Genomic DNA, 24,707 nt, shown 5'->3' with positions numbered 1-24,707 from the left:
AGGTTCCAGAGGTTGAGATCAGGCGGCCTCGCGGGGCCGGGCCGACAACGCGTCGACACGCCGGATGGTGCCGCCGCCCAGGACCCGGGCCCGGGCGCCGTCATCCGCGTAGATCGCGCAGGCCTGGCCCGGCGACACGCCGTCCTCGGGCTCGGCGAGCACGACCTCGGCCGCGCCGTCCGGCCCGACCGTCAGCGTCGCCGGGCGCGGCGGACGGGTCGAGCGCACGCGGACCGCCACCGGCAGGTCGCGCACGGCCGCCACCGGCCCCTCGCCGAGCCAGTTGAGGTCCGAGAGGCGGATCCGGGTCGTGGCCAGCGCCGTGCGCGGCCCGACCACAACGCGGGCCGAGTCCGGCTCCAGCCGCACGACGTAGAGCGGCTCGGGCCCGGACAGGCCGAGGCCCTTCCGCTGGCCCACCGTGTAATGCACGATCCCGTCGTGCCGGCCGAGGACGTGGCCGGCGAGGTCGACGATCTCGCCGGGCCGCGCCGCGTCGGGGCGCAGACGCGCGATCACGTCGCTGTAGCGGCCCTGCGGTACGAAGCAGATGTCCTGGCTGTCCGGCTTCTCGGCGAGGGACAGGCCGAGATCCTTCGCGAGCGCGCGGGTCTCGGTCTTCTCCATCTCGCCCAGGGGGAAGCGCAGGAAGTCCAGCTGCTCCGCCGTGGTCGCGTAGAGGAAGTAGCTCTGGTCACGGGCGGGATCGAGGGCGCGGTGGAGCGCGCGGCCGCCGCCCGGGAGCGCCCGGCTGGCCACGTAGTGGCCGGTGGCGAGCGCGTCGGCGTCGAGGTCGCGGGCGAGGCCCAGCAGGTCGCGGAACTTCACCGTGCGGTTGCACTCGACACAGGGGATCGGCGTCTCGCCCGCGAGGTAGCTCTCGGCGAACTTCTCGATGACTTCGTCGCGGAAGCGATCCTCGTAGTCGAGGACGTAGTGCGGGATGCCGAGATGCTCCGCCGCCGCCCGGGCGTCGTGGATGTCCTGGCCGGCGCAGCACGCGCCCTTGCGGTGGCTCGCCGCGCCGTGGTCGTAGAGCTGGAGCGTGACGCCGACCACGTCGAAGCCCTGCCGCTTCAGCAGGCCCGCGACCACGGAGGAATCGACGCCGCCCGACATGGCGACGACGACGCGCGTCTCGTGGGGGGCTTTGGGAAGATCGAGGGCGTTCATCGCGAGGGTCCGCAGCCGCCGGCCCGGAAGCTCCCTGGCTGCACGGGCCGTCTATAGCGGGACTTCGCCCGGCTTTCCAGGGCAGCGAGATCGGACACTCGGCAGATCCTGCCGGGCGGGCGGCAGCTTCGATCAGGTCCGACCCACTTGCTGCAAGCAGAGAACGAGATTTTTCAGAGACTTATCCGGCCGGCACGGTGGCGCGCGCCTTGCTGCTGTGCGGCCCAGAGGAGTCCGGAATGGCGAGCGGCGCGGCGGATCGTTTGGATGTCACCACGTGGATTCCGTTCGCGCGGAACGCGCAGGCGCAGCGTTCGGGCTGGGAGGCCGCGGGCGTGGCGGCCCGCGCCGGCAATTCCGCGCAGGACCGCTTCGGCGCCGCCCTGAGCGCGGCCCAGGCCCGCGACGACGCCGCGACGGCGCGGGCCCGCGCCGCCGATCAGCGCGACGTCGCCGCCTCGGCCCGCGCCCGTCAGGCCGACCTGCGCGATCAGGCCGACGCCGCGCGGCTGGCCGGCGACCGCGCCCGGGATGCGGCGCTTCAGACCGAGGCCCGGGTCGCGGACAAGAGGGTCAGCCTCGCCAAGCCGGCGGATGCGCCGGCCTCGGCCGCGCGGGCCGAGGGATCGCCCTCCGCCGCGGGCGCGCGCGCCGAGGCTCCGAAGGCGGGCGCGGCGCGCACCGCCGAGACCGGCCAGACGGGAGCCGCCGGGCAGCAGGATTCCGAGGCCGTCGCAGCCGGGCAGGATCCGGCCGCCGAGGCGGCCGGCACCGCAGGCCCCGAGGCCGACGCGGCGGTGCCGCCGCAGAAGGCCGAGGCCCCCGCGCAACCCGCGGCCTCGGGGCCGTCCGCCTCCCTGCTGGCCCTCATCGCCGCGCTGTCCGAGGGGGGCGGCGCGACCGGGACGGCCAAGACCGAGGCCGAGGCTGAGACGGATGCGGGTACCGGCACGGCACCGGCGCAGGACGGCTCGGCGGCTCTCTCCGGAACCGGCGCAGCCGCGGGCCCTTCCGGCACGAACACTCAGGGCGGCGGCCGCGCGGCCGGAACCGTCCCCAGCATCGCCGGGACCGCCACGGCGTCGGCAGGCGCCGGTCACGAACCCGGCAAAGTCGGGCCGGGCAGCGTCCCGGTCGACGGCCTGACGGCCGGCGGCGCGGCGGCCGCGACGTCCGATGCGGCGGCCCAGGATTTCCTCACCGCCCTGACCGACGTTGGCCAGGGCGCAGGTCCGCTTCAGACGCTGCCCGCGGCGGCGCAGGGTGGTCCGGCGCCGCCCGCGACATCCGGCCAGGCCGTGGACACGACGCGCGCCGCCCAGGAGACCGCCGCGCCGACGCAGACCGCGTCGCTCCAGACCGACCCACCCATCCCGATCGGCCAAGTGCCGATGACCATCGGCCTGAGGTCGCTGCGCGGATCCAACGAGTTCCAGATCCGGCTCGACCCGGCCGAGCTCGGGCGCATCGACGTCAAGCTGGAGATCGACAAGGCGCACGGCCGCGTCATGACCCACTTGGTGGTCGACCGGCCCGAGACCCTCGCGCTGCTCCAGCGCGACGCCGGCCAGCTGCAGCAGGCGCTGACCCAGGCCGGCTTCGATCCCTCGGCCGGCGGGATCAACCTGTCGCTGCGGGGCGACGGAAGCGCCCAGAGCGGCGGCAGCGGCGGTCAGCCGGGCGATTCCCCGCGCGGGGGCGGCACGGGCTGGTCGCGCGATCAGGCGGAAGCCCCGCACGAGGTCGCCCCGATCCGCGTCCTGCGCGGCTACGGCGGCCTCGACATGAGGATCTAGGCGGTACGCGCGGCGCCCGCATCGCGGACCCACACAGACACGACGCGCATCCGGCCCCTGCGCCAGGACGCGGCACAGGAGAGATCAGCATGACGAGCGGTATATCGAGCCTGACGAGCACGACGAACACGACGGGCTCATCCACGAGCAGCAGCGGCAACGCCACCGAGATCGCCAGCAACTTCACGCAGTTCCTGACGCTGCTGACCACGCAGCTCAAGAACCAGAACCCCCTCGACCCGATGGACACCAACCAGTTCACGCAGCAGCTGGTGCAGTTCGCCGGCGTCGAGCAGCAGCTCAAGACCAACGACCGCCTCGACAGCATCCTGAGCGCCTCGCAATCGGCGAGCTCGGCCTCGGCCACGAGCTACATCGGGAAGACCGTGTCGGCCGACGGCAGCGCCTCGCAGCTGTCCGGCGGCTCCGCCTCCTGGACGCTGAACCCGGCCCGGGCCGCCTCGAAGGCGGTGATCACGGTCCTGGACTCGAAGAGCAACGTCGTGGCCACGCAGACCACCGCGCTCAATGCCGGCAGCCAGACCTACACGTGGAACGGCAAGACCTCGGCCGGCCTGACCGCGCCCGACGGGAACTACTCGATCAAGGTGGCGGCCACGGATGCCACCGGCTCGAGCGTTTCGGTCGATACGAGCCTCACGGGCACGGTCGACGAGGTCGATCTCAGCGGAACGTCGCCGGTGCTGGTGATCGGTTCGCAGCGCGTGCCGCTGTCCAGCGTGCAGACCATCGGGTTGTCCACAAGTGGCACTTAACGAATCACATCCGAGTGACTCGCTTCAACATCTCTTAAGCGGGCACAAGTACCTTCAATGCTCGACAGGTCAGTCGAGTGTAGAGCGTATCATGACCGAACCGAGCCGCCCGAGAGTGAAGTACGTGATCGGGCCCGACGGCAGCCCCCTGACGATCGCGGACCTTCCGCCCCCGAGCACCCGTCGCTGGGTGATCCGGCGCAAGGCCGAGGTCGTGGCCGCGGTGCGCGGCGGTCTCCTCAGCCTGGAGGAGGCGTGCAAGCGCTACACGCTGACCACAGAGGAATTCCTCAGCTGGCAGTTCTCCATCGACCAGCACGGCCTCGCCGGCCTGCGGACGACCCGGATCCAGCACTACCGTCACTGATCCGCGGCGCCCGTGCCGGGCGCCCCTATCCCGGGACGCCGCCGGCGCTTCCGGGTCTCATCGAGGCCGCGGATGCCGGACCCGGCGCGTCGGCGACTCTGGTCGAGGGACCCGCTTCGCGGCCCCGGACCGACGCGAAGGCCACCCGCCCGCAGCGACGACCTCAGACGGCGCCGAGGGGCTGGCCCGGTCGAATCCGAGGACTCACGAAGCCGCGTCCGAACCCCGGGCGCGGCTTCGGTCGTTCCAGCGCCCGCATCCGAGCCCGCGGGACGCCCCCGCATTAACGACCCGCTAACCACGACCTGGGCAATTTCTGCCGAGCGGGCCGCCGGGGTCCGCCAGCGTTAGAGTGCAGCGAATCCTCCCGTGAAGCCGGTTCTCGATCTCGTCACGAAGTTCGGACCGGCCCGAATCGCCGCCATGGCGGCGGTGACGCTGACGCTCATCGGCTTCTTCGCCTTCATCATCCTGCGGGTCTCGCGCCCCGACATGGGCGTGCTGTTCTCCGACCTGTCGATGCAGGACTCGGCCTCCGTGGTCCGGGAGCTGGACAGCCGCGGCATCCGCTACGAGACGCGGGGCGATGCCGGGCAGACGATCCTGGCCCCCCGCCCGGACCTCGCCAAGCTGCGCATGGACCTCGCCGGCAAGGGCCTGCCGACCCAGGGCGGCGTCGGCTACGAGATCTTCGACAAGGGCGACGCGTTCTCGTCCACCAACTTCGTTCAGAACGTGAACCACCTGCGTGCTCTGGAGGGCGAACTGGCGCGCTCGATCCGGGCGATCGGGCGGGTCCAGGCGGCCCGCGTCCATCTCGTGCTGCCGGAGCGCCGCCTGTTCGAGCGGGACCGGGAGAGCCCGAGCGCGGCGATCGTGCTGAAGCTGATGGGCGATCTCGATTCCGGGCAGGTCCGGGCGATCCGCCATCTCGTGGCCTCCGCGGTGGAGGGCCTCAAGCCCGAACGGATCTCGATCGTCGATGAGCGCGGCCGGCTTCTGGCCGACGGCGCCCGGGCTGCCGCGGCCGACGTCGCCGGCGGGTTCGAGGACCGGCAGGTCGGCCTCGAACGGCGCCTGCGCGGCCAGATCGAGGACGTCGTCGCCGGAATCGTCGGCCCGGGCCGGGCCCGCGTCCAGGTCAACGCGGAACTCGACCTCAACCGGGTCGAGAGCCGCTCCGAGACCTTCGATCCCGAGAGCCGGGTCGTGCGCTCCGCCCAGACCCGCACCGAATCGGCGGTCACCGGCAATGCCGAGGGACAGGTCAGCGTCGGCAACGAGTTGCCCGGCGCCAATGGCGGCGACAAGACGCCGACGCCCAAGGACGCGACCAACAAGAACGAGGAAACCACCAACTACGAGATCTCGCGGGTCACCAAGACTGAGATCGCCGAGAGCGGCCGAATCAAGCGCCTGTCGGTCGCCGTGGTGCTCGACGGCGTCTACGCCACCGCCCCCGACGGCAAGCAGACTTACAGCCCGCGCACGCCCGCCGAGATCGAGAGGATCACCGCGCTGGTGCGCGGCGCCGTCGGCTTCGACAAGGCCCGCGGCGACCAGATCGAGGTGGTGAACCTGCGCTTCGCGGAGGCGCCGAGCGTGCCGCAATTCACCGAGCCCACGCTGATCCAGTCGCTGCTCGCCCCCACCAAGGAGGACGTGCTGCGCATGGCCGAGCTCGCCGTCCTGGCGCTGCTGACGCTCATCGTCCTGCTCACGGTGGTCCGCCCCCTGGTGCGCCAAGTGCTCGCGCCGGTCCCGGATGCCCCGGTCCTGACGGCGTCCGGAATCGCGCTCCCCGGCGACGCCGCCGCGGTCGCGGGTCCGGGCCAGACCGTGACGGTCATCGACCGCGACAACCCGACCGCGCGGCTGATGGAGTTCGCCAAGATCAACGGCCAGGTCCAGGCCGAGACGGTCCAGCGTGTGGTCGACATGGTCCGGGCGAGCCCGTCCGAGACCGTCGAGGTGCTGCGCACCTGGATCCAGGAAGAGTGAAGCGTAGGGCGTCGAGGGCAACACGATGGCGGCAGGTGCGGCACTGGGTCTGGCGAACACGCTGGCGACGGCGGGCGGCGATTCGTTCGCGTCGATGCCCGGTCCGCAGCGCGCCGCCGCGCTCCTGCTGATGCTCGGGGAGGAGGAAGGCGCCCCGATCTGGCAGATGCTCGAGGAGGAGGAGATCAAGAAGGTCAGCGCCGCCATGGTCCAGCTCGGCACGCTGGAGGCGCAGACCGTCGAGAAGCTGATCATCGAGTTCGTGACCAAGCTCGGCAACAGCGGCGGCATCTCGTCGAACTTCGAGCGGACCGAGGCGCTGCTCCTCAAAATCTTCCCCAGCGATCAGGTCTCGCTGATCATGGCGGAGATCAAGGGCGCGTCGGGCAAGCGCGTCTGGGCCTCGATCGCCCAGGTCGACCCGGAGATCCTCGCGTCGTTCCTGCGCAACGAGTACCCGCAGACGGTGGCGGTGGTGCTCTCGCGGGTGCGCGCCGACTACGCGGCGAAGGTGCTCACCATCCTGCCGGAGGACTTCGCCATCGACGTCCTCAACCGGATGCTGCGCATGGAGACGGTGCAGAAGGAGGCGCTGCGCCACATCGAGGAGACGCTGCGGGTCGAGTTCGTGTCGACCATCGCCCAGACCCAGCGCCGCGACGCCCACGAGATGATGGCCGACGTGTTCAACGCCTTCGACCGGCAGACGGAGGGCCGCTTCCTCGCCGCCCTCGACCAGGCGAACCGCGGCTCGGCCAAGCGGATCCGCGAGCTGATGTTCACCTTCGAGGACCTGCTGAAACTCGATCCGGGCAGCGTCCAGACCCTGCTGCGCAGCATCGACAACGAGACCCTGTGCCGCGCGCTCAAGGGCGCCAACGAGCCGACCCGCGGCTTCTTCCTGAGGCAGATGTCGACCCGCGCGGCCAAGAACCTCACGGACGAGATGGCCTCGCTCGGGCCGGTCCGCCTCAAGGAAGTGGATGAGGCGCAGGCCAAGATGACCGAGATCGCCAAGGACCTCGCCGAGAAGGGCGAGATCATGATCGCCAAGAATAGCGCCGAGGAGGAGCTGGTCTATTGAGCGCCCAATCCGCCCGGAGCGCGAAGCCGTTCCTGTTCGAGACCGACTTCCGCAGCGGCCGCCCCAGCGCCGAGGCCCTGCGCGCCGCCGAGACCGCGGCCCGCTCCGAGGCCGAGGCCCATGCCCGCGGCATGCAGGAGGGCCGGGTCCAGGCCGAGGCGCAGGTCCAGGGCCGGCTCGCCGACGCCATGACCCGCCTGGCGCTCGCCGCCGCGGGCCTGATCGCCCAGGCCGACGCGCGCGACGCCGAGCGCGAGGCGCAGGCGGTCGAGGTGGCGATGCTGATCGCCCGCAAGGTCGCGGGCGACGCCCTCGACGCCGCCCCGCTCGCCGGCATCGGCGAGGCGGCCCGGACGGCGCTCCAGCACCTGCGCGGCGTGCCGCACTTGGTGGTGCGGGTGCACGACGGCTTGGTCGAGGAGGCCGAGACCCTGGTGAAGCGCCTCGCGCGCGAGCGCGGCTACGAGGGCCGGCTCGTGGTGCTGGGCGACCCCGACATGGCGGCGGGCGACGCCCGCATCGAGTGGGCGGACGGCGGCATCGTTCGGGAGCGCGCCCGCATCGAGGCGGCGGTGCTCGACGCCCTCGGCCTGCCGACGGGCCCGTGAGGAGATCCTGATGTCCGACGATTTCAGCCTGCCCCAGCTCGGCGAGCACGACACCGACTACGCCGCGGGCTCGATCCGCGACGCGCCCACCACCCCGAAGACCGCGGCCGACCTGGAGCAGCTCTTCGACGTGCCCGTGATGGTCTCGGCGGTGCTCGGCTCCGCCCGGATGCCGATCGGCGACCTGCTCCGGCTCGCGCCCGGCGCGGTGCTCGAACTCGACCGAAAGGTCGGCGAGGCGATCGACGTGTTCGTCAACAACCGGCTGGTGGCCCGCGGCGAGGTCGTCCTCGTCGAGGACCGGCTCGGCGTGACGATGACCGAGATCGTCAAGGGTGAGTGATTTTCAGCCGCGGACGCCGGTGTGCTGTCCGCGCGCGGGTTTTGAGAGGGACGAACCATGCGGCTCCTGATGATCGGGCGGCTCAACGGCGAGCTGATCACCGCCTCGAAGATCGCGATGCAGCGCGGCGCCGCCGTCACGCAGGCCGACGCCGTGCCGCAGGGCCTCACCGTCCTGCGCGCGCGGGGCGCCGATCTCATCATGATCGACGTGGGTCTGCCGATCCGCGACCTCGTCACCGCGCTGGAGGGAGAGCGGATCCGCACGCCGGTGGTCGCCTGCGGCGTCTCGGCGGACGCCTCGGCCGCCGTGGCGGCGATCCGGGCGGGCGCCAAGGAGTACATCCCGCTCCCGCCCGATCCCGAGATGATCGCGGCGGTGCTGGAGGCGGTCGCCACCGACCGCGCCGCCTTCGTCTGGCGCGATCCGTCCATGGAGCGGGTGGTCAAGCTCGCCGAGCAGGTCGCCCGCTCCGAGGCCTCGGTGCTGATCACCGGCGAGAGCGGCACCGGCAAGGAGGTGCTGGCCCGGCACGTTCACCAGAAGTCCAATCGGGCGGGTAAGCCCTTCGTCTCGGTGAACTGCGCGGCGATCCCCGAGGCCCTGCTCGAATCCGAGCTGTTCGGCCACGAGAAGGGCGCGTTCACCGGCGCGGTCGCCCGGCGCATCGGCCGGTTCGAGGAGGCCAACGGCGGCACGCTGCTCCTCGACGAGATCTCCGAGATGGACGTGCGCCTGCAGGCGAAGCTGCTGCGCGCCCTGCAGGAGCGGGTCATTGACCGAGTCGGCGGGACCGCCCCGGTACGGGTCGACATCCGCGTGCTCGCCACCTCGAACCGCAACCTCGCCGAGGAGGTCCGCAAGGGCACGTTCCGGGAGGACCTGCTCTACCGGCTCAACGTCGTCGGCCTGCGGCTCCCGCCGCTGCGCGAGCGCCCGGCCGACATCCTCGAACTCGCCACCCACTTCGCCCGGAAATACGCCGCGGTGAACGGGATGCCGGTCCGCTCGCTCTCCGCGGAGGCCCGGGCGCTCGTGCTGCGGAACCCGTGGCGCGGCAACGTGCGCGAGTTGGAGAACACCCTGCACCGGGCGGTGCTGCTCGCCTCGGGCGACGCGATCGGCCCGGAGGCGATCCTGTCGCCCGAGGGCGAGACCTTCGCGGTCGAGGGGCCGGCCGCGCGCGCCGCCCAGGTCGCCGAGGCCGCCACCCGCGGGCTGGTGGGCCGGACCGTGGCGCAGGTCGAGTGCGACCTGATCCTCGACACGCTGGACCACTGCCTCGGTAACCGGACCCATGCGGCCAAGATCCTCGGCATCTCGATCCGGACCCTGCGCAACAAGCTCAACGAGTACGTGTCAGCGGGCCTCGACGTGGCCGAGCCCGGCAGCGTCCGGGCGAGCGTCGCCTGCGGCTGACGCGCATCCACCGAGCGGCCCCGGCGCGGACGCGCCGGGCGACGGCGAACGTCACGGATGTGAAGGGCCGGGCGTACCCGTGCCGTGACGGTGGCGGACCGGCAGTGACGCCCTAGCGCCGCCCGCTCTGGGCCGCCTTGTGGGCTTCGGCCTGGGCCGCGAAAGCCGCGTCGAGCTTGCGCAGGGATTCGTAGCGGGCGACGTCGCCCTCGACGTCGCGGATCGTCTCCTCGACGAGGTGGCGCTGGAGGGCGACCCGCGGGTCGTCCGGCGGGAACGCCTCCCGCTCCTGCAGCCGGAGCACGGCCTGCCGCACGACCGTGTAGACCGCCTCGCGCTCCTCACGGGTCATCGACGGCTGGATCGCCTTCGCGACGAGATCGGAGAAATCCGACATGGACCGTTAGACTTCGCTCATCCAGGTGCGCCCGGTTGGCCGGGCCGCCTCCCTCTACAGATCGCGCGGCCCGGGATCCAGATCCCGGGAGCCGCGGATGCCGCTACATCCTCTGGTCGCGGATGCCGGCGATCAGCAGCGCGGACGAGCTCCAGATCACCAAGAAGCAGAAGAACGACACTAGGAGGGAGTGGCCCCGCTCGGGATAGAGGCTGTCGGTCGGCAGGACCGGCGGCACGAACGTGGCCAGGAAGATGTGCTGCTTGCTCGCCGAGATGCGCGCCCGGTCGAGCAGGCTGTGGGCCGATTCCTCCAGCTTCTCGGCGATGGTCCGCTCGACCAGCAGGCCCTCGTACTGGAGCAGCGCCTCGGTCATGTTCTGGCCGCCGGCGGCGGCGTTGGCGCTCGTCAGCTCGTCCTGGAGCGACTTCATCTGCTGGTCGATGGCCGCGATGTTGGCCACCAGCGTCTGGATCGAGCGCGAGCGCTCGTCGAGGCTGGAGCCGCGCAGGACCTGCAGGTCGTTCTCGGCCTTGAGCTTGTCCTTCCGCAGTAGGGTCAGCGTGGTCAGCGTGCCCTCGGCGGTCTTGATCGGATCGATCACACCCCACTGATTGCGGAATGCCTGCAGCGCCACGTGCGCCTTGCGCAGCCGGTCCTGGGCGACCTTCGCGTCGGCCTCGGCCTGGGCGACCATGTCGGCCTGGGCGCGCTTGGAGATGTCGTTGATCAGCGCCTCGGAGCGCGACACCACCGCCTGGGCGATGGTCAGGGCGTCCTCCGGCGTGAAGGCGCGCACGGACAGGCGGATCACGCCCGAGATCGAGTCGATATGCGCCTCGACGTGCTTGCGCCAGTATTTGGTCAGGTCCTCGATCGGATCACTGGGGTCGAAGCGGGCCCAGAAATCCGCCTCGGACCGCGAGAACATCTTGGAGATGCCGATACTCTTCTCCAGCGCCTCGACCAGCGTCTGGCTGTTGATGTAGTCGCGGACGATGAAGCTGTCCTGGCTGTTGTGCTTCTGGATGAGGTTCGTGTACTGGCCGAGCGAGATGTTCTCCATCGGCTCGACATTGCCGCGGACCGCGAACTGGGCTTCCGCGACGTACTGATTGGACGCGAACGCGAACAGGTACAGGCCGACCACCAGGGTCGGCAGGAGCACGAACAGGCCGACGCGGCGGATGATCCGCGCGCCGTAGGTCGAGGTGTCCTCCTCGCGGGGACGCAGGCCCGGCAGACGGCTCCAGTCGAGGCGCTGCCGCACGGTCGCCACGAGGGCCCGGGCAGTCCGCTTCTCCGGCACCGGCCGGATCGTCTCCGCGCTGCGCCGCAGCTCCGTCATGGTCGGAGCGGCGAACGTCACGATCTCGCCTTCGCGCGTGTCGTCCTTGACGTCGTCGAAGCTCATCCGCTCTTTGTTCCTGGGTCTGCGCCGGTTCCGCTGCCGCGGCGCCGGCCGAGGGGCGGCCCGTGCGCGGTTACCGGAATCCCGTTCTTTTAGGCCCTTTTTATGGCGCCCAGCCCGCCCGCCGCCCGGCTGCTGCACCGCGGCGACGGGCGCCGTAGCCCGGGGTCGGTATCGCGTCCTACAGTCTCTGAATGATGACAGAACCGCGTGCCGCGGCCCCGGATGGCTCCCCTGATGGCTGCCCGACCGGCCGCACGGCCAAGACCAAACTCTCCGAGATCGTCGTCGTCTGCTCGAAATGCGCGAAGCGGCAGGGCCTGCGCGGGCGGGACGTCTGCGCGCTGCTGAAGAAGGCCGGGAAGCGGGCCGCCCGCGACGGCGGCGGCGGACGCCGGCGGAAGTTGCGCATCGTGGAATCGGGCTGCCTCGGCCCCTGTCCGAAGCGCGCCGTGGCGGTCGCGACCGGCGCGAGCCTGGCCGAGGGCCGGGTCGTCCTGCTCGATCCCGCCGCCGGGCCCGCCGAGGCGCTCGCCGCGGTGCTCAATCCCGTCCTGCCGCGTCGCAGGGTCCCCGAATTCGGCCCCAATACCGCTCTAGCGGCGATACCACCCGACGAATCGCCGCCGGTCCGCTGACCGGCACAACCTGGAGCGCGCTCTTGCCCGCCTCTCGACGCGAGGCCCGCACACCGTGACCGGCGACCCTGTTTCCCGGAAGCGGCGGGCGGCCCACGCCGTGCTGCGTCGCCTGCCGCTGTTCGGCACCCTGATCGGCCTCGGCCTCGCCGTCTGGCTCGTGGCGACCAACGATCTCGCCGCGGTGGCCGCGGCCTTCGGACGGATCGGCGTGGCGGGCTTCGCCGGCGTCACGCTGGTGCGGATCGTGGTGATCCTGCTCTGCGGCCTCGCCTGGGCGCGCATTCTCGACGGGCTGGCGCCCGCGACGGCTTCGGCCTGCATGATCCTGCGCTTCGTCCGGGAAGGCATCAACGTGCTGCTGCCCGTGGCCTCGGTGGGCGGCGACGTGCTGGGCGCCCGCCTCCTCACCTTCTGGGGCGTCGCCGGCTCCCTGGCGGCCGCCTCCGTGCTGGCCGACATGCTGTTTCAGGTGGGAACGCTCGCCCTGTTCGCGGGCCTCGGCGCCGGCCTCCTGAGCCGGGTCGAGGGCGCCGAGGCGGCCGCCCTCGCCAGCTGGACGCTGCGGACGCTCGTCGTGGCCGGGCTGGCGGTGGCGGCCTTCTTCGCCTTCCAGCGGACCGGCATCGTGCGAGTGCTCGAGGATCGCCTCGCCGCCCTCGGCCGGCGCTTCGTGCGCGACGCCGAGGCGCGCCCCGAGCCGAACCGCCGGATCCAGGGCGCCCTCGACACGGTCTGGGCTCCGGGCCGCCGGGGACACCTCGCTCAGTCGTTCGCGCTCCACGCCCTGGCCTGGCTGCTCGGCACGGTCGAGGTCGCGGTCGTCCTCGCCTGCATCGGCGTGGACCATGTCGGCTGGGCCGACATTCTCGTGATCGAGGCGCTGAGCCAGGCGATCAAGGCCGCCGCCTTCGTGGTCCCGAGCGGCCTCGGCGTCCAGGAGGGCGGACTGGTGCTGGTCTGCGGCCTGTTCGGCATCGACGCGGGGACTGCCCTCGCCCTGTCGCTCGCGCGCCGCGTGCCCGACGTGGTGCTCGGCCTGCCGGCCCTCCTCGTCTGGCAGAATCTCGAGGCCCGCCGCGCCGGCGTTCGCCCGGCCACACCCACCTGCGACCGTCCGTGACCCGAGACCTTCCCGTGCCGACACGCCCGATGCGCCAGGTCCCGAATCTGCGCCTGCCGCCGGTCGCGCTCGCCGCACTGGTCGCGCTGGCCGGCGGAGTGCTCGCCGCCGGTCCGGCCCTCGCGCAGAGCGTCACCCTCGATCTCGGTGCCGGCGGCACCACCGAGCGCGCCCTCCAGCTCGTGGCGCTGATCACCGTCCTGGCGGTGGCCCCCTCGGTGCTGGTGATGGCCACGGCCTTCACCCGCATCGTCGTCGTGCTGTCGATCCTGCGGTCGGCGCTGGGCACCCAGACGGCGCCGCCGACAGCGGTGCTCGTCAGCCTCGCGCTGTTCCTGACCGCCTTCGTGATGGCCCCCACCGGCCGCGCCGCCTACAGCGCCGGTATCGAGCCGCTGATCGCCGGCCGGATCACGCAGGCGCAGGCGTTCGAGCGCGCCTCGGCGCCGTTCAAGACCTTCATGCTGCGCAACGTCCGCGAGAAGGACCTGAAGCTGTTCCTCGACCTCGCCAAGGTGCCGACGCCGAAGGGCCCCGAGGATGTCGGCCTGGAGATCGTCACGCCGGCCTTCATGATCTCGGAGCTGCGCCGCGCCTTCGAGATCGGCTTCCTGCTGTTCATCCCGTTCCTGATCATCGACCTCGTGGTCGCCTCGGTGCTGATGGCGGTCGGCATGATGATGGTCCCGCCGGCCACGGTCGCGCTGCCGTTCAAGCTGATCTTCTTCGTGCTGGTCGACGGCTGGACCCTGGTCGCCGGCTCCCTGGTCCAGAGCTACGGCGGCTGACGGCGCCGCGCGGCCCTCCGCGGCCGAGGGCGGCTCGAACGGACGATCGACGACGACCGCCGCGCTTACCCGGGCGGCGCACCGGGTGTCCCGGCGCTGCTCTGCTGCTGTCCGCCCTGGGCACCGGCGGCGGGCGCCTCGCCGCCCGCACCCGGCGCCTCGGGTCGACCGCGCGCGGGCGCGGCGGCATCCGGATAGCGCTTGCGATACTCGGCGAGGAAGGCCGACAGCGTCTGGACCTTCGTGGCGCGCGCCGCGATGTCCCGGAAGCCCGGTGCCCGGGTCGGGTCGGTGCCGGTCAGGAGCGCGAAGGTGCGGGCGTCCGGGCTCGCCGCCATCCCCTCCGAGAATTTCGCCTTCAGCCGCTCCAGGCCCACGGCCTCGTGCGCGAGATCGTAGGCGATCGCGGCGCGCACGATGTCGGCGCGCGCCTGATCGTCCAGCGGCTGGCCGGACTGCCACGTATCGCCCAGCAGGGCCTCGTGGGCCTCCCCGGCCTCGCGCCAGCGGCGCGCGCCCCAGTAAATGTCGGCGCGCAGACGCTCGATATCCGGACCGCTCTCGTCCTCGATCGTTTCCAGCGCGAGGTCGGTGCGGGTCAGGTCCGACAGGGCCCTGGCGCGGACCAGCCCGCGGGCGCGCTTGAGTTCGCCCGGAAGCTCGGGCAGCTCGGTGGCGTCGAGGACCTTCAGGGCCTCCATCGGCTTGTCGTCCATCAGCCGGACCGTCGCGAGCCGCGCCGCCACCGCGGATCGCGCCGGGCCGGTGAGGCGGTTGTCGATCTGGTACTGCAGCAGGTCGGCGGCCGAATCGAGGAGGTCGAGGGTCACGAGGCGGTCGGCCAGACGGCGCACCACCTCGTCGCCGCGCCGCCCGATCGGGCTCAGCTCACGGAAATCGAAGAAGAGCGACACGGCCTCGATCCCGGAGAGCTTGTCGCCCTTGTCGGTGAGGTAGAGGTTCTCGAAGGCCGTCTGCGCGTCCCGCGCCAGCGCCGCGGTCGCTGGGGCGTTCGGCGCGAAGACGTTGGCCCGGCGCACCACCGTGAAAGCGTCGCGCCACCGGCCGGCGGCGAGATAGAGGCGGGCGAGACCGGCGGTGATACCGTCCTCGACCGGGCCCCCGTGCCAGGTCAGGGCGAGCCGCTCCAGCCGCTCGATGGCGGCGTCGGGCGCGAGCTTGCCGGAGGCCTGCGCCAGGAGCGCGCCCCTGAGCGCGGCCTCGACCGCGACCGGGCGGACGGCCGAGTTGTCGAGGCGCGCGTAGGCGTCCAGGGCCGCCTCGGTCTGGCCGGTCGCCTCGGCCACGCGGGCGCGGACCATCGCCAGCCGGTCGCGGATCCAGGGCGGCAGGTCGCGCTCCGCCTCGGCGCGCGCGGCAGCGGTCTCGGCATCGCCGTTCTCGATCGCCGATTCGGCGGCCCGGGCCCGGATCATCTGCGCGACGTCCGCGGGATAGCCGTCGGCCAGCGGCAGCACCTTGAGGAAGCCCGTTTCCGCCGTCTTCCAGTCGCCGGCCCCGGCCGAGGCCATCGCGCGCCACAGGGCGGCCTCGCGATCGTCGCTCAGGAGCGGGACGCTGAGGGCCTTCAGCGCCTCCGCGCTCCGGCCGATCCGGACCAGGGCGATGCCCCGCAGGACGGCGGTGTCGCGCTGGGTGGCCAGGAGCGGATCGTCGGCGGCCGCGATCTCCAGTGCGGTGAGGCCCTCGTAATCGAGGCCGTTGGCGAGATCCGCGCGGGCCAGCGCCAGGCGGGCCGGACCGCGCTCGGTCGGCGCCGCCGCGACGGCCGCGTCGAAGAGGCCGCGCAGGGTCGCGCGGACATTGCCCATCCTGGCGCGCTCCCAGGGCTCCTTCGCGATCGCGAGGGCCCCCGCGTCGACGAGCGCCACGTCCGGCTTGCGCGCCGCCATGGACGCGGCGAGTCCGCCCTCGCGGCCGATCGAGACGCCGTCGAGTTCGGGCCGCACCGCCAGATCGTCGGCGCCGGCGAGCACCGCGAGGCCGTGCCGGCTCGGCAGGATCTCGAAATCGACGAAGCGACGGTTCTTCGGATTGCCGACGGGGCGCTGCGCGGCCGACGTGACCACCGCGATCCGCTCATCGTCGAGGGCGAGCCACGTCGCCGATCCGGGATGCGGCAGCGTCAGGGTGACGGCGATGCGGCCGGACGGATCGGGCTTGCGGACGGGATCGATCGTGTCGCTCGGACTGAGCGCACTGCCCGCCGAGAGTTCCCAGGCCACGCCGGTCCCGGTGGTGACGGCGTTGAGATCGACGAGCCGACCCGGCGGAACCGGGAACCGCACAACCGTGAGCGGCCCCGTCCGGGCGGGTGCGCCCATCGGCGCGAGGCCCTGGCTCGACGGCGGGACGACCACCGGCTCGCCGGTCTCGAAGGCCAGCGTCGCGATCCCGCCGCGCTCGAACAGGACCGCCGGCGGGAGGGTCTGAAACGTGAAGAGCAAGCCTCCGCCGGCCCGGCGCGTCGGCGGCGGCTCGGGGGAGCGCGGCGCGACCGCCGGCGCAGTGACTGGCGCAATGACTGGCGCACTGGCCTGGGCCGGGCGCGACGCGACCGGCAGCGGCGGCGCCTGCTTCGCGGCGGCGGGACCCGGCACGTTGACGGCGGTCGCGGCCGGCTCCAGAGGCTTGGGGCGGACCACGTCCACGTACATGGCGCCGTCCTCGCGCTCGGTGCCGATCCTGAACCCGTCCTCGGGCGTGATCAGGAGACTCGCCGAGTTCGCGTCGGTCTCCGTCGCCAGCTTGGCGATTCCGGGACGCGGACGGCCGCGGGTGCCGCTCGGATCGATCGTCCAGGCGCCGATCACCCGCACGCGCGTCACGGGTCCCTCGGCGGTCACCGTGGAGACGGCCTCCGCGGGGAGGCGCAGCGACAGCCGCGTCAGGGTCGGAAGCAGCGCGAGCTCGAGCGGCAGCGCCCGGCGCACCGGCTCCGGATCGCGCGCCCTGAGCGCCTCCTCGGCCGCCCGGGCCCGGCGGGCGAGGTCGGCGATCACCTCGGCCGGCAGGGGCGGCATGAGGCCGGACCACCCCTCCGGAAGCAGGTCCACGAACACGCGCTCGCCGGCCGACTGGACGTTGGCCCGGTAAGGGCGCTGCAGGGCGAGGCGGAGCCCCGTGCCGTCGGGATCGCGGCGGACGCTGGCGATGAAGGCCGGCATCTCGTCCGTGAGGTGCTCGGGCCCGGGCGCCACCCGCTCGCCGTAGCTCAGGAGCAGGACGCCGCCGGCGAGCTTCGCCTTGACCGCGACCGGCTTGTCGAAGGTGAGCACGATCCGGCCGTAGCCGCCGGCCCCGGTGCCGACCTCGCTGCCCTTGGTGCTGACGAGCCGCGCGGCCAGCGCGGGCGCGATCCCCGCGAGAAGGGCGAGCAGCGCCAGCGCCGCGGTCAGCACCCGCGCGCCGCGTCCTCGACCGTTCCGGGGTCGCCCGCCCACCGATCCCATCGCCTCGCCGATCCGAACCCGGCGCGCGGCACCCGAGGGACCGCGGCGCGCGGCGCCACTTCTCGGCGGGATCCTGCTCGACCGCGGCTAACGCTGGCTTAACCGTACCCGGAAAAGGCCGCAGGCCGCCGCGCGGCTCAGCCGCCGAGGGCGATGGCGCGATCGAAGGCCTGCGAGAAGCCCGTCAGCGGCACCGTGACGGTGGCCGGCTCGGTGCCGCCCGCCTTCTCGCCGGTCACGGTGAGGGCCTTGGCGGTGCGCATGCCGTCGAGGGCGAGCGTCGGGAAGCTGATCGCCACGATGCAACCCTCGGCGCTGCAGGTCGTGTAGGGGGCGCCCTTGCCGAGGGTCTGCTCGTCGAGCTTGAAGGTCACGCCCGGCTCGATGGCGAGCCCGAAGGGCATCAGCACGATCCCCTCGGCCCGGCCGTTCGCGGGCGTTTGCAGTTCGAAGCCGAACTTGCGCCGGCCGGTCCGCGAATCGCCCTGGGACTGGGCCACGATGCAGGTGACCTTGTCGCTCGGGCGCGTGCAGGTCATCGTCCAGTCGCCGTAGCTCTCGCTGACGGTGCTGGCGCCGGCGGGCCACACGGCGTGCGCCGCAGCGGCCGCCGGCGTCGCGGCCTCCTCGGGCTTCGCCGCCTCGGTAGGCTTGGCCGCCTTGTGGGGAGACGGCTTCGGCCGCGGCTTGGGCTTCGGCTTCGCGGGCGCCTCGGCGGCCGGAGCGGCGTCGGGTTCGGCATCCTGCGCGCGCGCCGCCAGGTTCGGGACCGCCGCAAGCGACGTCGCGATCAGGCTGAGACGCAGAAGCGCACGAAATGTCGACATGGAATCACGATCCCCCGGAGAGCCATTGGGCGGCAATGCCGCCTAATGCCCAAGCCGGGGCGACGCAATCGCCGGAGGCGGCGCCGGTGGGTTGCGCGCGTCTCAGAGAGGATTCGGGCCACCGATCGAGCGCGCGAGCGCGCAGCGGCGGGCGAAGGCACTCTCCGCGCCGACGCGCAGTGTGCGGGCGACCGCGAAGACGAGGGTCAGGAAGCCGGGATCGCGATCGGCGGTCTCGACGGCAGGGCCGGGGATCCGGGCGGTGATGAGCGCGAGCATGACGGACTCCAGGTGCGAGGTCCCGGGCGTTTCGTCGCTCCCCAACTCTGCGGCCCTCTGCGCGGCCTTGCTGCATTGCAATATGAGGCCCGCGCCAAGAGACTGCCACTGAGCAGATGATGGGGTTACGCATGCGCTGGATTCATACTTCGCGCGACGTTTCGGTGAGGGCGCGTTAACGAAGGGTAATGGGGGCGCGGTTGACCGGCGACGGGCAAGCCGCCATTGAGCGCGTTTCCGGCGACTCGGGCCCTGGACCGCACCGGCACCGCTCCGGCGGCGCGGGCCTGTCGCCGCACTGTCACACGCGCGCCATAACCCGCCCGCGAGCAGATGAGCGGACGCGCCCGGCGTCCGCCAGACGAGGATATCCCGCATGACCGACCAGCCGACCCATCACCCGATCCATGGCCGGATCACCGGCCCCATCGTGATGATCGGCTTCGGCTCGATCGGCCGCGGCACCCTCCCGCTCATCGAGCGCCACTTCGAGTACGACCGCGCCCGCTTCACCGTGATCGACCCGGTCGACACGCATCGGTCCCTCGCCGAGAAGCACGGATTGCGCTTCGAGAAGGTGGCCCTGACGCCGGAGAACTACCGCGACGTGCTCACCCCGCTCCTCACCGAGGGCGGCGGCCAGGGCTTCTGCGTCAACCTGTCGGTCGACACCTCCTCGCGCGCCATCATGGAGCTCTGCCGCGAGCTCGGCGCCCTCTACATCGACACCGTGGCCGAGCCCTGGCCGGGCTTCTACTTCGACAAGACCAAGAGCCAGGGCGACCGCACCAACTACGCGCTCCGCGAGAACATCCTCGACGCCCGCGCGCAGAAGCCCGGCGGCACCACGGCCGTGTCGTGCTGCGGCGCCAATCCCGGCATGGTCTCGTGGTTCGTCAAGCAGGCGCTCCTGAACATCGCCCAGGATACCGGCCTGCAGCGGCCCGAGCCAAAGACCAAGGCCGAGTGGGCCGCCCTGATGAAGGATCTGGGCGTGAAGGGCGTCCACATCGCCGAGCGGGACACGCAGCGCGCCAAGAATCCGAAGCCGCGGGGCGTCTTCGTGAACACGTGGTCGGTCGAGGGCTTCGTCTCCGAGGGCAACCAGCCGGCCGAGCTGGGCTGGGGGACGCACGAGACCTGGAAGCCCGCCAACGCCCGCGAGCAGGAGAAGGGGTCGCGCTGCGCGATCTACCTGCTGCAGCCGGGCGCCGACACGCGGGTGCGCACCTGGGTGCCGACCGCCGGGTCGCAGTTCGGCTTCCTCGTCACCCACAACGAGGCGATCTCCATCTCCGACTACTACACGGTGCGCGAGGGCGATAAGCCGGTCTTCCGGCCGACCTGCCACTACGCCTACCACCCGGCCGACGACGCCGTGCTGTCGCTCCACGAGATGTTCGGCAAGGCGGCCCAGGTGCAGGAGCAGCACCACATCCTCGACGAGACCGAGATCGTCGACGGCATCGACGAGCTCGGCGTGCTCGTCTACGGCCACGCGAAGAACGCCTACTGGTACGGCTCGCAGCTCTCCATCGAGGAGACCCGCCGGGTCGCCCCCTACCAGAACGCCACCGGCCTGCAGGTGACCTCGGCGGTGCTCGCCGGCATGGTCTGGGCCCTGGAGAATCCGGAGGCCGGCATCGTCGAGGCCGACGAGATGGACTTCCGCCGCTGCCTGGAGGTCCAGACCCCGTATCTCGGCCCGGTCGTGGGCGTGTACACGGACTGGACGCCGCTCACCGACCGCCCGGGCCTGTTCCCGGAGGACATCGACACCAGCGATCCCTGGCAGTTCCGCAACGTGCTGGTGCACGGCTGAGGCTTCCGCCGCGCCCCGTCAGTCGGGGCGCGAATCCGCGCCGGATCGGCGGCGCCGTCCTGAACGCACGAACGGGGCCTCCGAGATGCGACGATCTCGGAGGCCCCGTTCGTGCGTCCCCCCGCCCGGCCCCGCGGCCTATGCCAGGGATGACACCGGCTCGGAGAGTTTCAGCCGGCTCGGCTACTCGGCCTGCCGCCGCGTCACGAGGGTGCGGCCCGGCTCGACCTCGTTCTTGTCCTGGTACAGCGGCACGATCGCGCGCAGCCAGCCGCGGACCTCGCGGCCGCCGTAATTGCGCTCGACCACGTCGTGCGTGAGGTAGGCCTGCAGGTTCACGGGCCCAAAATTGTAGCCGACGAGACCGCCCACCGCGATCTGGCCCTGCGGACGGTAGCTCGCCACGCCGGTAGGAAGGTCCGTCGACCCGAAGGCCACCGCGCCGATCTGCCAGGAACCGAATTTCTTCGTCATGGTCAGGTCGAGGTTCATGTAGTCCGGATAGAGGGTGCCACTGGGCGAGCGCGTGTCGAGGAAGACGCCGTAGAGCAGGTTCGCCGTGAGGTTCCAGCCCTGGCCGGTGTAGCTCAGCGCGAAGCGGTGGGTCAGCGAGGCCGACTGCGTCAGGAATCGCGTCTGGATCGGCAGGTAGCCGCCGAACAGGTAGCTGAAGCCGACGTCGCCGCCGAGGTCCCAGGCGAGCTGGGCCGCCAGCAGCTGCTGCCCGACGCCACTCTGATAGGGCGCGCCCTGGCTGCTCGCCGCCGCGACCGGCTGGGTGAAGAAGAACTGCAGGCGCGCACCGGCGACATCCCAGGGCGTCGCCCACGCGAAGGTCGGCAGGTTGACGTTGGTCGACGAGTCGCGCGGGAGCGTGCCGCGCACGCCGAAGCTCGACAGGTTCACGAAATACAGGCCGACCGGCAGCTGGTCGCCCACCGGCAGGCCGACCGTCTGTCCCGGCTGCGCCGCGGACGCCGCCCGCGCGGTCGTGGCCGTCGACGCGGCGGCGATCGGGGCCGAGACGGCGAGAGCCGCCGCCGCGACCCAACGTGACGTCAGGCTAAATCCGGCCATGAAAACCCCGAACCTGAGCCCCGTCATTCGGGGCCGATCAGGGTTTGACGGGCGTTCACTCCGACAGCATCCCGCCGTTACGGCCAAGCCGTGCGCGATCGCACGGCGTCGACAGACCGTTCTCTTGGCGAGGGGACTAAATCACCGCTCCTCGACTTCGACGACGAAGTCGCCGCGGTAGGTCGTGCCCTCCACCGGGTTCGAGATCCAGCGGCAACGGCCGATCCGCAGGTCGTGGCCGGCGTGGAAATGCCCGGAGATCCAAAGCTCCGGCCGCTCGGCCTCCGCGAGGTCGTCGAGGGCCGTGCTGGCGTAGAAGGCCGGCACCCACCAGGGGACGCCGGGCGCGTCCCGGAAGCGGTCGGCCGCGAGCGGGCTCGCCGGGTGATGGGTCACCACCACGGTCGGTCCGTCGTGCGGGGTCCGGAGCGCCGCGTGCAGGGCCGCCCGCTCGATCCGGTGTTCCGCCATCGCGTCCGCCGGCTGCCAAGGGCTGCCGTCGGCCTTGCGGATCGATCCGAGATACTCCCGCGAGCCCGTCACCGGGTCGGTCATGCGCGACGCCGCGTAGGCCACCGGATCGTCGGGCCGGTTCGGCGCGTCCGGTGCGAGCCAGCGCCCCGCGAGGGTCCAGTCGCTCCACAGGGTGGTGCCGACGAAGCGGACACCGTCGATGACGCAGCTCCGCGCGTGCTGGAGCAGATGGATCCGCGCGCCGAGCCCGTTGAGGCGACCGACCTCGGCCTCGAGGGCGGCGATCAGCTCCGGCGCGGTCCGCCGGTCCCCGGTCGGCGCGTAGCGCTCGTGGTTGCCCGGCACCAGCACGATCGGCCGTCCCTGCGCGAGGTGCAGCAGCGCCGCGAGCCCCCGCTCGGGATGTCCCTCGTGGAGGTCGCCCGGGCAGGCGAGCAGGTCGAACGGCTCCGCGGGCGGCACGATCCGGTCGAGGCGGCGCCGCTCCAGGTGCAGGTCCGAGATGGGGAAGATGCGCATGATGGTCGCTGCCGTGTCGCCGCTTGGGGGCCGCCCGAGGGCCGCTACCGCGCGGCTCTGCGCTCGGCCGCGGCTGCCTTGAGGATGTCGGCGGCCGAGTCGGCGTTGAGGATCGCGATCCCGGCCGCCACGACGAGGTCGGGCCAGGGGGACGGGTGGAGGGCCGTCACCAGGCCGGCGGCGATGATCGCCAGGTTGGCGACGGCGTCGTTGCGCGCCGAGAGGTAGGCCGCCCGGGTCAGGCTGCCCGAGCCGGAGCGGTGCCGGGCGAGCATGAGCGCGCAGGTGAGGTTCACGGCGAGCGCGCCGAGCCCCGCGAGGGTCAGGGGCAGTGCCGCGGGGGCGGTGAAATCAGCGATCTTGCCGTAGGCCGCCCAGGCCCCCGCCAGCGCCGGCAGGAGCAGGATCCCCGCCATGGCGGTGCCGAGCCGGGCGCGGTTGCGCGCGCTCCAGCCGAGACCCGCGAAGATCAGCAGGTTGATCGCCGCGTCCTCGAGGAAATCGAGGCTGTCGGCGATCAGCGCCACCGAGCCGATGGCGAGCGCCACCGCGATCTCGATGCCGAAATAGCCGAGGTTGAGCGCCGCCACGCGGGCGACTACCGGGCGGAGGGCGGGCGGCGCGGGCCGGGGCGCATCATCGGCGATCACGGGACGCCTCTTCGCCGACGCGCGCGGCGCTGTCGAGCGGCCGTTGAGAAAAGCCTGTCCGCGGCTCAAGAAAGTTCGAGGCCGTTACGCCTTTGTCCGGGTGGATTCGCCGCCGGGATCGTGCGACGCCGTTGCCGGAGCCGGCTGCACGAGACGAATGACCGGCCGGAACCGGAGGTCTGCCGCGTCATGCTGCCCGAACTGCGCGTGCTCTATTTCGAGGATCTCGAGGTCGGCCTGTCGGAGACCCTCTCGAAGACCATCGCCTCCTCGGATGTGGTGGGCTTCGCCGAGATCACCGGCGACCGCAACCCGATCCACCTGTCCGAGCACTTCGCCGCGCGCACGCCGTTCGGCACCCGCATCGCCCACGGCCTCTACACGGCCGGGCTGATCTCGGCGGTGCTCGGCACCCGCCTGCCGGGGCCCGGCGCCGTCTACATCTCCCAGACCCTGAACTTCCGCGCCCCGGTGCGGATCGGCGACGTCGTCGACGTCACCGTGACGGTGGCCGAACTCATGCCCGAGCGGCGGCGCGCGCGCCTCGCCTGCAAGTGCTCGGTGGGCGGTGAGACGGTCCTCGACGGCGAGGCCCTGGTGAAGGTGCCGACCAAGGCCGAGGCCGACCCGCTGGCGAACCGCTCCGACCGGTCCCAGGGCTGAGGTGGTTCCGGTCCCGGAGCTCCTCGCCGACCCGGACGATCCCCGCCTCGAGCCCTACACCCGGATGCGCGAGCGCGACCTCGTGGGCCGCGCCGGGCGCTTCATCGTCGAGGGCGAGGTGACCCTGCGGCTGCTCCTCAGGCGCCGCAGCCGCTTCCGCGCCGAATCGATCCTCCTCGCGCCTGAGCGCTGGCCCGGACTCGCCACCGAAATCGCCGCCGCCGCGGAGCCGCCGCCCGTGTTCGGCGCCTCGAAGGCGGTGATGAGCGCCGTGACGGGCTTCCCGATCCATCGCGGGGTCCTGGCGGTCGGCCTGCGCGGGCCGGAGCCCGGCGCGGCCGACCTCGTACCGCCACCGCCCGCCCCCGCCCTCGTGGTCGGCCTCGCGGGCCTGACCAATCACGACAATGTCGGCGCCGCCTTCCGTAACGCGGCGGCCTTCGGGGCCGACACCGTGCTCCTCGACGGGGCGAGCTGCGACCCGCTCTACCGCAAGAGCATCCGCGTCTCCGCAGGGGCCGCCCTGATCCAGCCTTTCGCGCGGCTGCCGGAAGGGCAGGACTGGCTGCGGCTCGCCGAAACCCTCGATCTCCAGCCGCTGGCCTTCAGCCCGGGGGCGACCGAGACTCTGGACACGCTCGACGTCCCGGCGCGCGCGCTCCTGATCCTCGGCACCGAGGGACCCGGCCTCGATGCGGCGACGCTGGCCCGGGCGCGTCCGATCCGGATCCCGATGGCCGCCGGCTTCGACTCGCTCAACGTCGCCACCGCGGCGGGCGTCGCCCTCTACACCATCGCGCGCGGCCAGGGGCGCCTCGGCAGGCCGTGAACGCGCCGCGACGACAGCTCCCTTCGCCCGGGCCGGCCGTTTCCTGAACTCAGCATTCTCCGCGCGGACGCCGCCAAATAGGGCCGGCACACAATCGTCCGCCTGCAACACATGGACATCTCGACGCCACGCGCGGGTGTGCGCAAGCTGAGATCTCAAGACCGTCACGA

At 72.2% G+C, this 24,707-nt stretch carries 23 protein-coding genes; 14 read left to right on the top strand and 9 right to left on the bottom strand.

Annotation, left to right across the window (positions count from 1 at the left end):
- Positions 1-18: 18 nt before the first annotated feature.
- A complete protein-coding gene (mnmA, locus tag BLW78_RS02505) occupies positions 19-1,173 on the bottom strand; it encodes a tRNA 2-thiouridine(34) synthase MnmA (RefSeq protein WP_091676293.1) in 1,155 nt (384 codons plus the stop codon).
- A 239-nt stretch (positions 1,174-1,412) separates the two neighbouring features.
- Here mnmA and BLW78_RS02500 point away from each other — a divergent pair, with 239 nt between their 5' ends.
- From BLW78_RS02500 to BLW78_RS02465, 8 genes are all read left to right on the top strand, one after another.
- Complete coding sequence (locus BLW78_RS02500; protein ID WP_091676290.1) at positions 1,413-2,969, top strand: flagellar hook-length control protein FliK; 1,557 nt, start codon at positions 1,413-1,415, stop codon at positions 2,967-2,969.
- Positions 2,970-3,058: 89 nt separating this feature from the next.
- Entirely contained in the window at positions 3,059-3,745 is a 687-nt protein-coding gene (locus BLW78_RS02495; RefSeq protein ID WP_020090831.1) for a flagellar hook assembly protein FlgD, read from the top strand.
- A gap of 91 nt (positions 3,746-3,836) precedes the next feature.
- Positions 3,837-4,112 carry a CtrA inhibitor SciP gene (locus BLW78_RS02490; RefSeq protein WP_007569077.1) on the top strand — a complete coding sequence of 92 codons (276 nt, stop codon included), beginning with the start codon at positions 3,837-3,839 and terminating at the stop codon, positions 4,110-4,112.
- A 369-nt stretch (positions 4,113-4,481) separates the two neighbouring features.
- Entirely contained in the window at positions 4,482-6,113 is a 1,632-nt protein-coding gene (gene fliF, locus BLW78_RS02485; protein ID WP_091676285.1) for a flagellar basal-body MS-ring/collar protein FliF, read from the top strand.
- A gap of 25 nt (positions 6,114-6,138) precedes the next feature.
- On the top strand, positions 6,139-7,197 hold the full coding sequence (gene fliG / locus BLW78_RS02480) for a flagellar motor switch protein FliG (RefSeq protein ID WP_020090834.1): 1,059 nt from the start codon (positions 6,139-6,141) through the stop codon (positions 7,195-7,197).
- Positions 7,194-7,805, top strand: a complete 612-nt coding sequence (locus BLW78_RS02475) for a FliH/SctL family protein (RefSeq protein WP_020090835.1) — start codon at positions 7,194-7,196, stop codon at positions 7,803-7,805. The genes fliG and BLW78_RS02475 overlap by 4 nt, the downstream gene beginning before the upstream one ends.
- A 10-nt stretch (positions 7,806-7,815) precedes the next feature.
- A complete protein-coding gene (fliN, locus tag BLW78_RS02470; RefSeq protein ID WP_012321962.1) occupies positions 7,816-8,148 on the top strand; it encodes a flagellar motor switch protein FliN in 333 nt (110 codons plus the stop codon).
- Positions 8,149-8,205: 57 nt separating this feature from the next.
- Positions 8,206-9,567, top strand: coding sequence for a sigma-54-dependent transcriptional regulator FlbD (locus BLW78_RS02465; RefSeq protein ID WP_091676282.1), 1,362 nt, complete (start codon positions 8,206-8,208; stop codon positions 9,565-9,567).
- A 112-nt stretch (positions 9,568-9,679) separates the two neighbouring features.
- Here BLW78_RS02465 and BLW78_RS02460 read toward each other — a convergent pair whose 3' ends face one another.
- Entirely contained in the window at positions 9,680-9,964 is a 285-nt protein-coding gene (locus BLW78_RS02460) for a hypothetical protein (RefSeq protein WP_020090837.1), read from the bottom strand.
- Between the two features lie 103 nt (positions 9,965-10,067).
- On the bottom strand, positions 10,068-11,378 hold the full coding sequence (locus BLW78_RS02455; protein WP_020090838.1) for a KpsE/RkpR family capsule polysaccharide export protein: 1,311 nt from the start codon (positions 11,376-11,378) through the stop codon (positions 10,068-10,070).
- A 191-nt stretch (positions 11,379-11,569) separates the two neighbouring features.
- Here BLW78_RS02455 and BLW78_RS02450 point away from each other — a divergent pair, with 191 nt between their 5' ends.
- The 3 genes from BLW78_RS02450 to fliP are packed head-to-tail and all read left to right on the top strand — an operon-like array spanning position 11,570 to position 13,924.
- Positions 11,570-12,013, top strand: a complete 444-nt coding sequence (locus BLW78_RS02450) for a hypothetical protein (protein ID WP_026604565.1) — start codon at positions 11,570-11,572, stop codon at positions 12,011-12,013.
- 55 nt (positions 12,014-12,068) lie between these two features.
- Positions 12,069-13,136, top strand: a complete 1,068-nt coding sequence (locus tag BLW78_RS02445; RefSeq protein WP_056531434.1) for a lysylphosphatidylglycerol synthase domain-containing protein — start codon at positions 12,069-12,071, stop codon at positions 13,134-13,136.
- Positions 13,137-13,165: 29 nt separating this feature from the next.
- Positions 13,166-13,924 (top strand): flagellar type III secretion system pore protein FliP, encoded by a 759-nt coding sequence (fliP, locus tag BLW78_RS02440; protein ID WP_020090841.1) that lies wholly within the window; start codon positions 13,166-13,168, stop codon positions 13,922-13,924.
- 65 nt (positions 13,925-13,989) lie between these two features.
- On the opposite strand, the gene BLW78_RS02435 is transcribed toward fliP, so the two are convergent.
- The 3 genes from BLW78_RS02435 to BLW78_RS31255 form a co-directional block, all read right to left on the bottom strand.
- On the bottom strand, positions 13,990-17,346 hold the full coding sequence (locus BLW78_RS02435) for a hypothetical protein (protein WP_244526726.1): 3,357 nt from the start codon (positions 17,344-17,346) through the stop codon (positions 13,990-13,992).
- A gap of 188 nt (positions 17,347-17,534) precedes the next feature.
- Positions 17,535-18,224 (bottom strand): invasion associated locus B family protein, encoded by a 690-nt coding sequence (locus BLW78_RS02430; RefSeq protein ID WP_091676276.1) that lies wholly within the window; start codon positions 18,222-18,224, stop codon positions 17,535-17,537.
- 102 nt (positions 18,225-18,326) lie between these two features.
- Positions 18,327-18,503, bottom strand: coding sequence for a hypothetical protein (locus BLW78_RS31255; protein ID WP_020090845.1), 177 nt, complete (start codon positions 18,501-18,503; stop codon positions 18,327-18,329).
- Positions 18,504-18,879: 376 nt separating this feature from the next.
- On the opposite strand from BLW78_RS31255, the gene BLW78_RS02425 reads away from it, so the two are divergent.
- On the top strand, positions 18,880-20,325 hold the full coding sequence (locus BLW78_RS02425) for a homospermidine synthase (protein ID WP_091676273.1): 1,446 nt from the start codon (positions 18,880-18,882) through the stop codon (positions 20,323-20,325).
- A gap of 183 nt (positions 20,326-20,508) precedes the next feature.
- Here BLW78_RS02425 and BLW78_RS02420 read toward each other — a convergent pair whose 3' ends face one another.
- The 3 genes from BLW78_RS02420 to BLW78_RS02410 form a co-directional block, all read right to left on the bottom strand.
- Positions 20,509-21,402 (bottom strand): transporter, encoded by an 894-nt coding sequence (locus tag BLW78_RS02420; RefSeq protein ID WP_020090847.1) that lies wholly within the window; start codon positions 21,400-21,402, stop codon positions 20,509-20,511.
- Between the two features lie 141 nt (positions 21,403-21,543).
- Entirely contained in the window at positions 21,544-22,395 is an 852-nt protein-coding gene (locus BLW78_RS02415) for a metallophosphoesterase (protein ID WP_170855072.1), read from the bottom strand.
- A gap of 44 nt (positions 22,396-22,439) precedes the next feature.
- On the bottom strand, positions 22,440-23,045 hold the full coding sequence (locus tag BLW78_RS02410) for a cation efflux transmembrane domain-containing protein (protein WP_091676268.1): 606 nt from the start codon (positions 23,043-23,045) through the stop codon (positions 22,440-22,442).
- 189 nt (positions 23,046-23,234) lie between these two features.
- Here BLW78_RS02410 and croR point away from each other — a divergent pair, with 189 nt between their 5' ends.
- Together croR and BLW78_RS02400 are read left to right on the top strand one after the other, a co-directional pair.
- On the top strand, positions 23,235-23,708 hold the full coding sequence (croR, locus tag BLW78_RS02405; protein WP_020090850.1) for a 3-hydroxybutyryl-CoA dehydratase: 474 nt from the start codon (positions 23,235-23,237) through the stop codon (positions 23,706-23,708).
- A 1-nt stretch (position 23,709) separates the two neighbouring features.
- A complete protein-coding gene (locus tag BLW78_RS02400) occupies positions 23,710-24,537 on the top strand; it encodes a TrmH family RNA methyltransferase (RefSeq protein ID WP_170855071.1) in 828 nt (275 codons plus the stop codon).
- Positions 24,538-24,707 lie beyond the last annotated feature (170 nt).

Source organism: Methylobacterium sp. 275MFSha3.1 (assembly GCF_900108435.1).
Classification (GTDB): domain Bacteria; phylum Pseudomonadota; class Alphaproteobacteria; order Rhizobiales; family Beijerinckiaceae; genus Methylobacterium.
Note: the sequence above shows the minus strand (reverse complement) of the source record. Positions and strands in the feature narration are given on the sequence as shown.

Coding starts and splice junctions, on each gene's coding strand:
- mnmA (WP_091676293.1), bottom strand. CDS start 1,173: ATGAACGCCCTCGATCTTCCCAAAGCCCCCCACGAGACGCGCGTCGTC.
- BLW78_RS02500 (WP_091676290.1), top strand. CDS start 1,413: ATGGCGAGCGGCGCGGCGGATCGTTTGGATGTCACCACGTGGATTCCG.
- BLW78_RS02495 (WP_020090831.1), top strand. CDS start 3,059: ATGACGAGCGGTATATCGAGCCTGACGAGCACGACGAACACGACGGGC.
- BLW78_RS02490 (WP_007569077.1), top strand. CDS start 3,837: ATGACCGAACCGAGCCGCCCGAGAGTGAAGTACGTGATCGGGCCCGAC.
- fliG (WP_020090834.1), top strand. CDS start 6,139: ATGGCGGCAGGTGCGGCACTGGGTCTGGCGAACACGCTGGCGACGGCG.
- fliN (WP_012321962.1), top strand. CDS start 7,816: ATGTCCGACGATTTCAGCCTGCCCCAGCTCGGCGAGCACGACACCGAC.
- BLW78_RS02465 (WP_091676282.1), top strand. CDS start 8,206: ATGCGGCTCCTGATGATCGGGCGGCTCAACGGCGAGCTGATCACCGCC.
- BLW78_RS02460 (WP_020090837.1), bottom strand. CDS start 9,964: ATGTCGGATTTCTCCGATCTCGTCGCGAAGGCGATCCAGCCGTCGATG.
- BLW78_RS02455 (WP_020090838.1), bottom strand. CDS start 11,378: ATGAGCTTCGACGACGTCAAGGACGACACGCGCGAAGGCGAGATCGTG.
- BLW78_RS02450 (WP_026604565.1), top strand. CDS start 11,570: ATGATGACAGAACCGCGTGCCGCGGCCCCGGATGGCTCCCCTGATGGC.
- fliP (WP_020090841.1), top strand. CDS start 13,166: ATGCGCCAGGTCCCGAATCTGCGCCTGCCGCCGGTCGCGCTCGCCGCA.
- BLW78_RS02430 (WP_091676276.1), bottom strand. CDS start 18,224: ATGTCGACATTTCGTGCGCTTCTGCGTCTCAGCCTGATCGCGACGTCG.
- BLW78_RS31255 (WP_020090845.1), bottom strand. CDS start 18,503: ATGCTCGCGCTCATCACCGCCCGGATCCCCGGCCCTGCCGTCGAGACC.
- BLW78_RS02425 (WP_091676273.1), top strand. CDS start 18,880: ATGACCGACCAGCCGACCCATCACCCGATCCATGGCCGGATCACCGGC.
- BLW78_RS02420 (WP_020090847.1), bottom strand. CDS start 21,402: ATGGCCGGATTTAGCCTGACGTCACGTTGGGTCGCGGCGGCGGCTCTC.
- BLW78_RS02415 (WP_170855072.1), bottom strand. CDS start 22,395: ATGCGCATCTTCCCCATCTCGGACCTGCACCTGGAGCGGCGCCGCCTC.
- croR (WP_020090850.1), top strand. CDS start 23,235: ATGCTGCCCGAACTGCGCGTGCTCTATTTCGAGGATCTCGAGGTCGGC.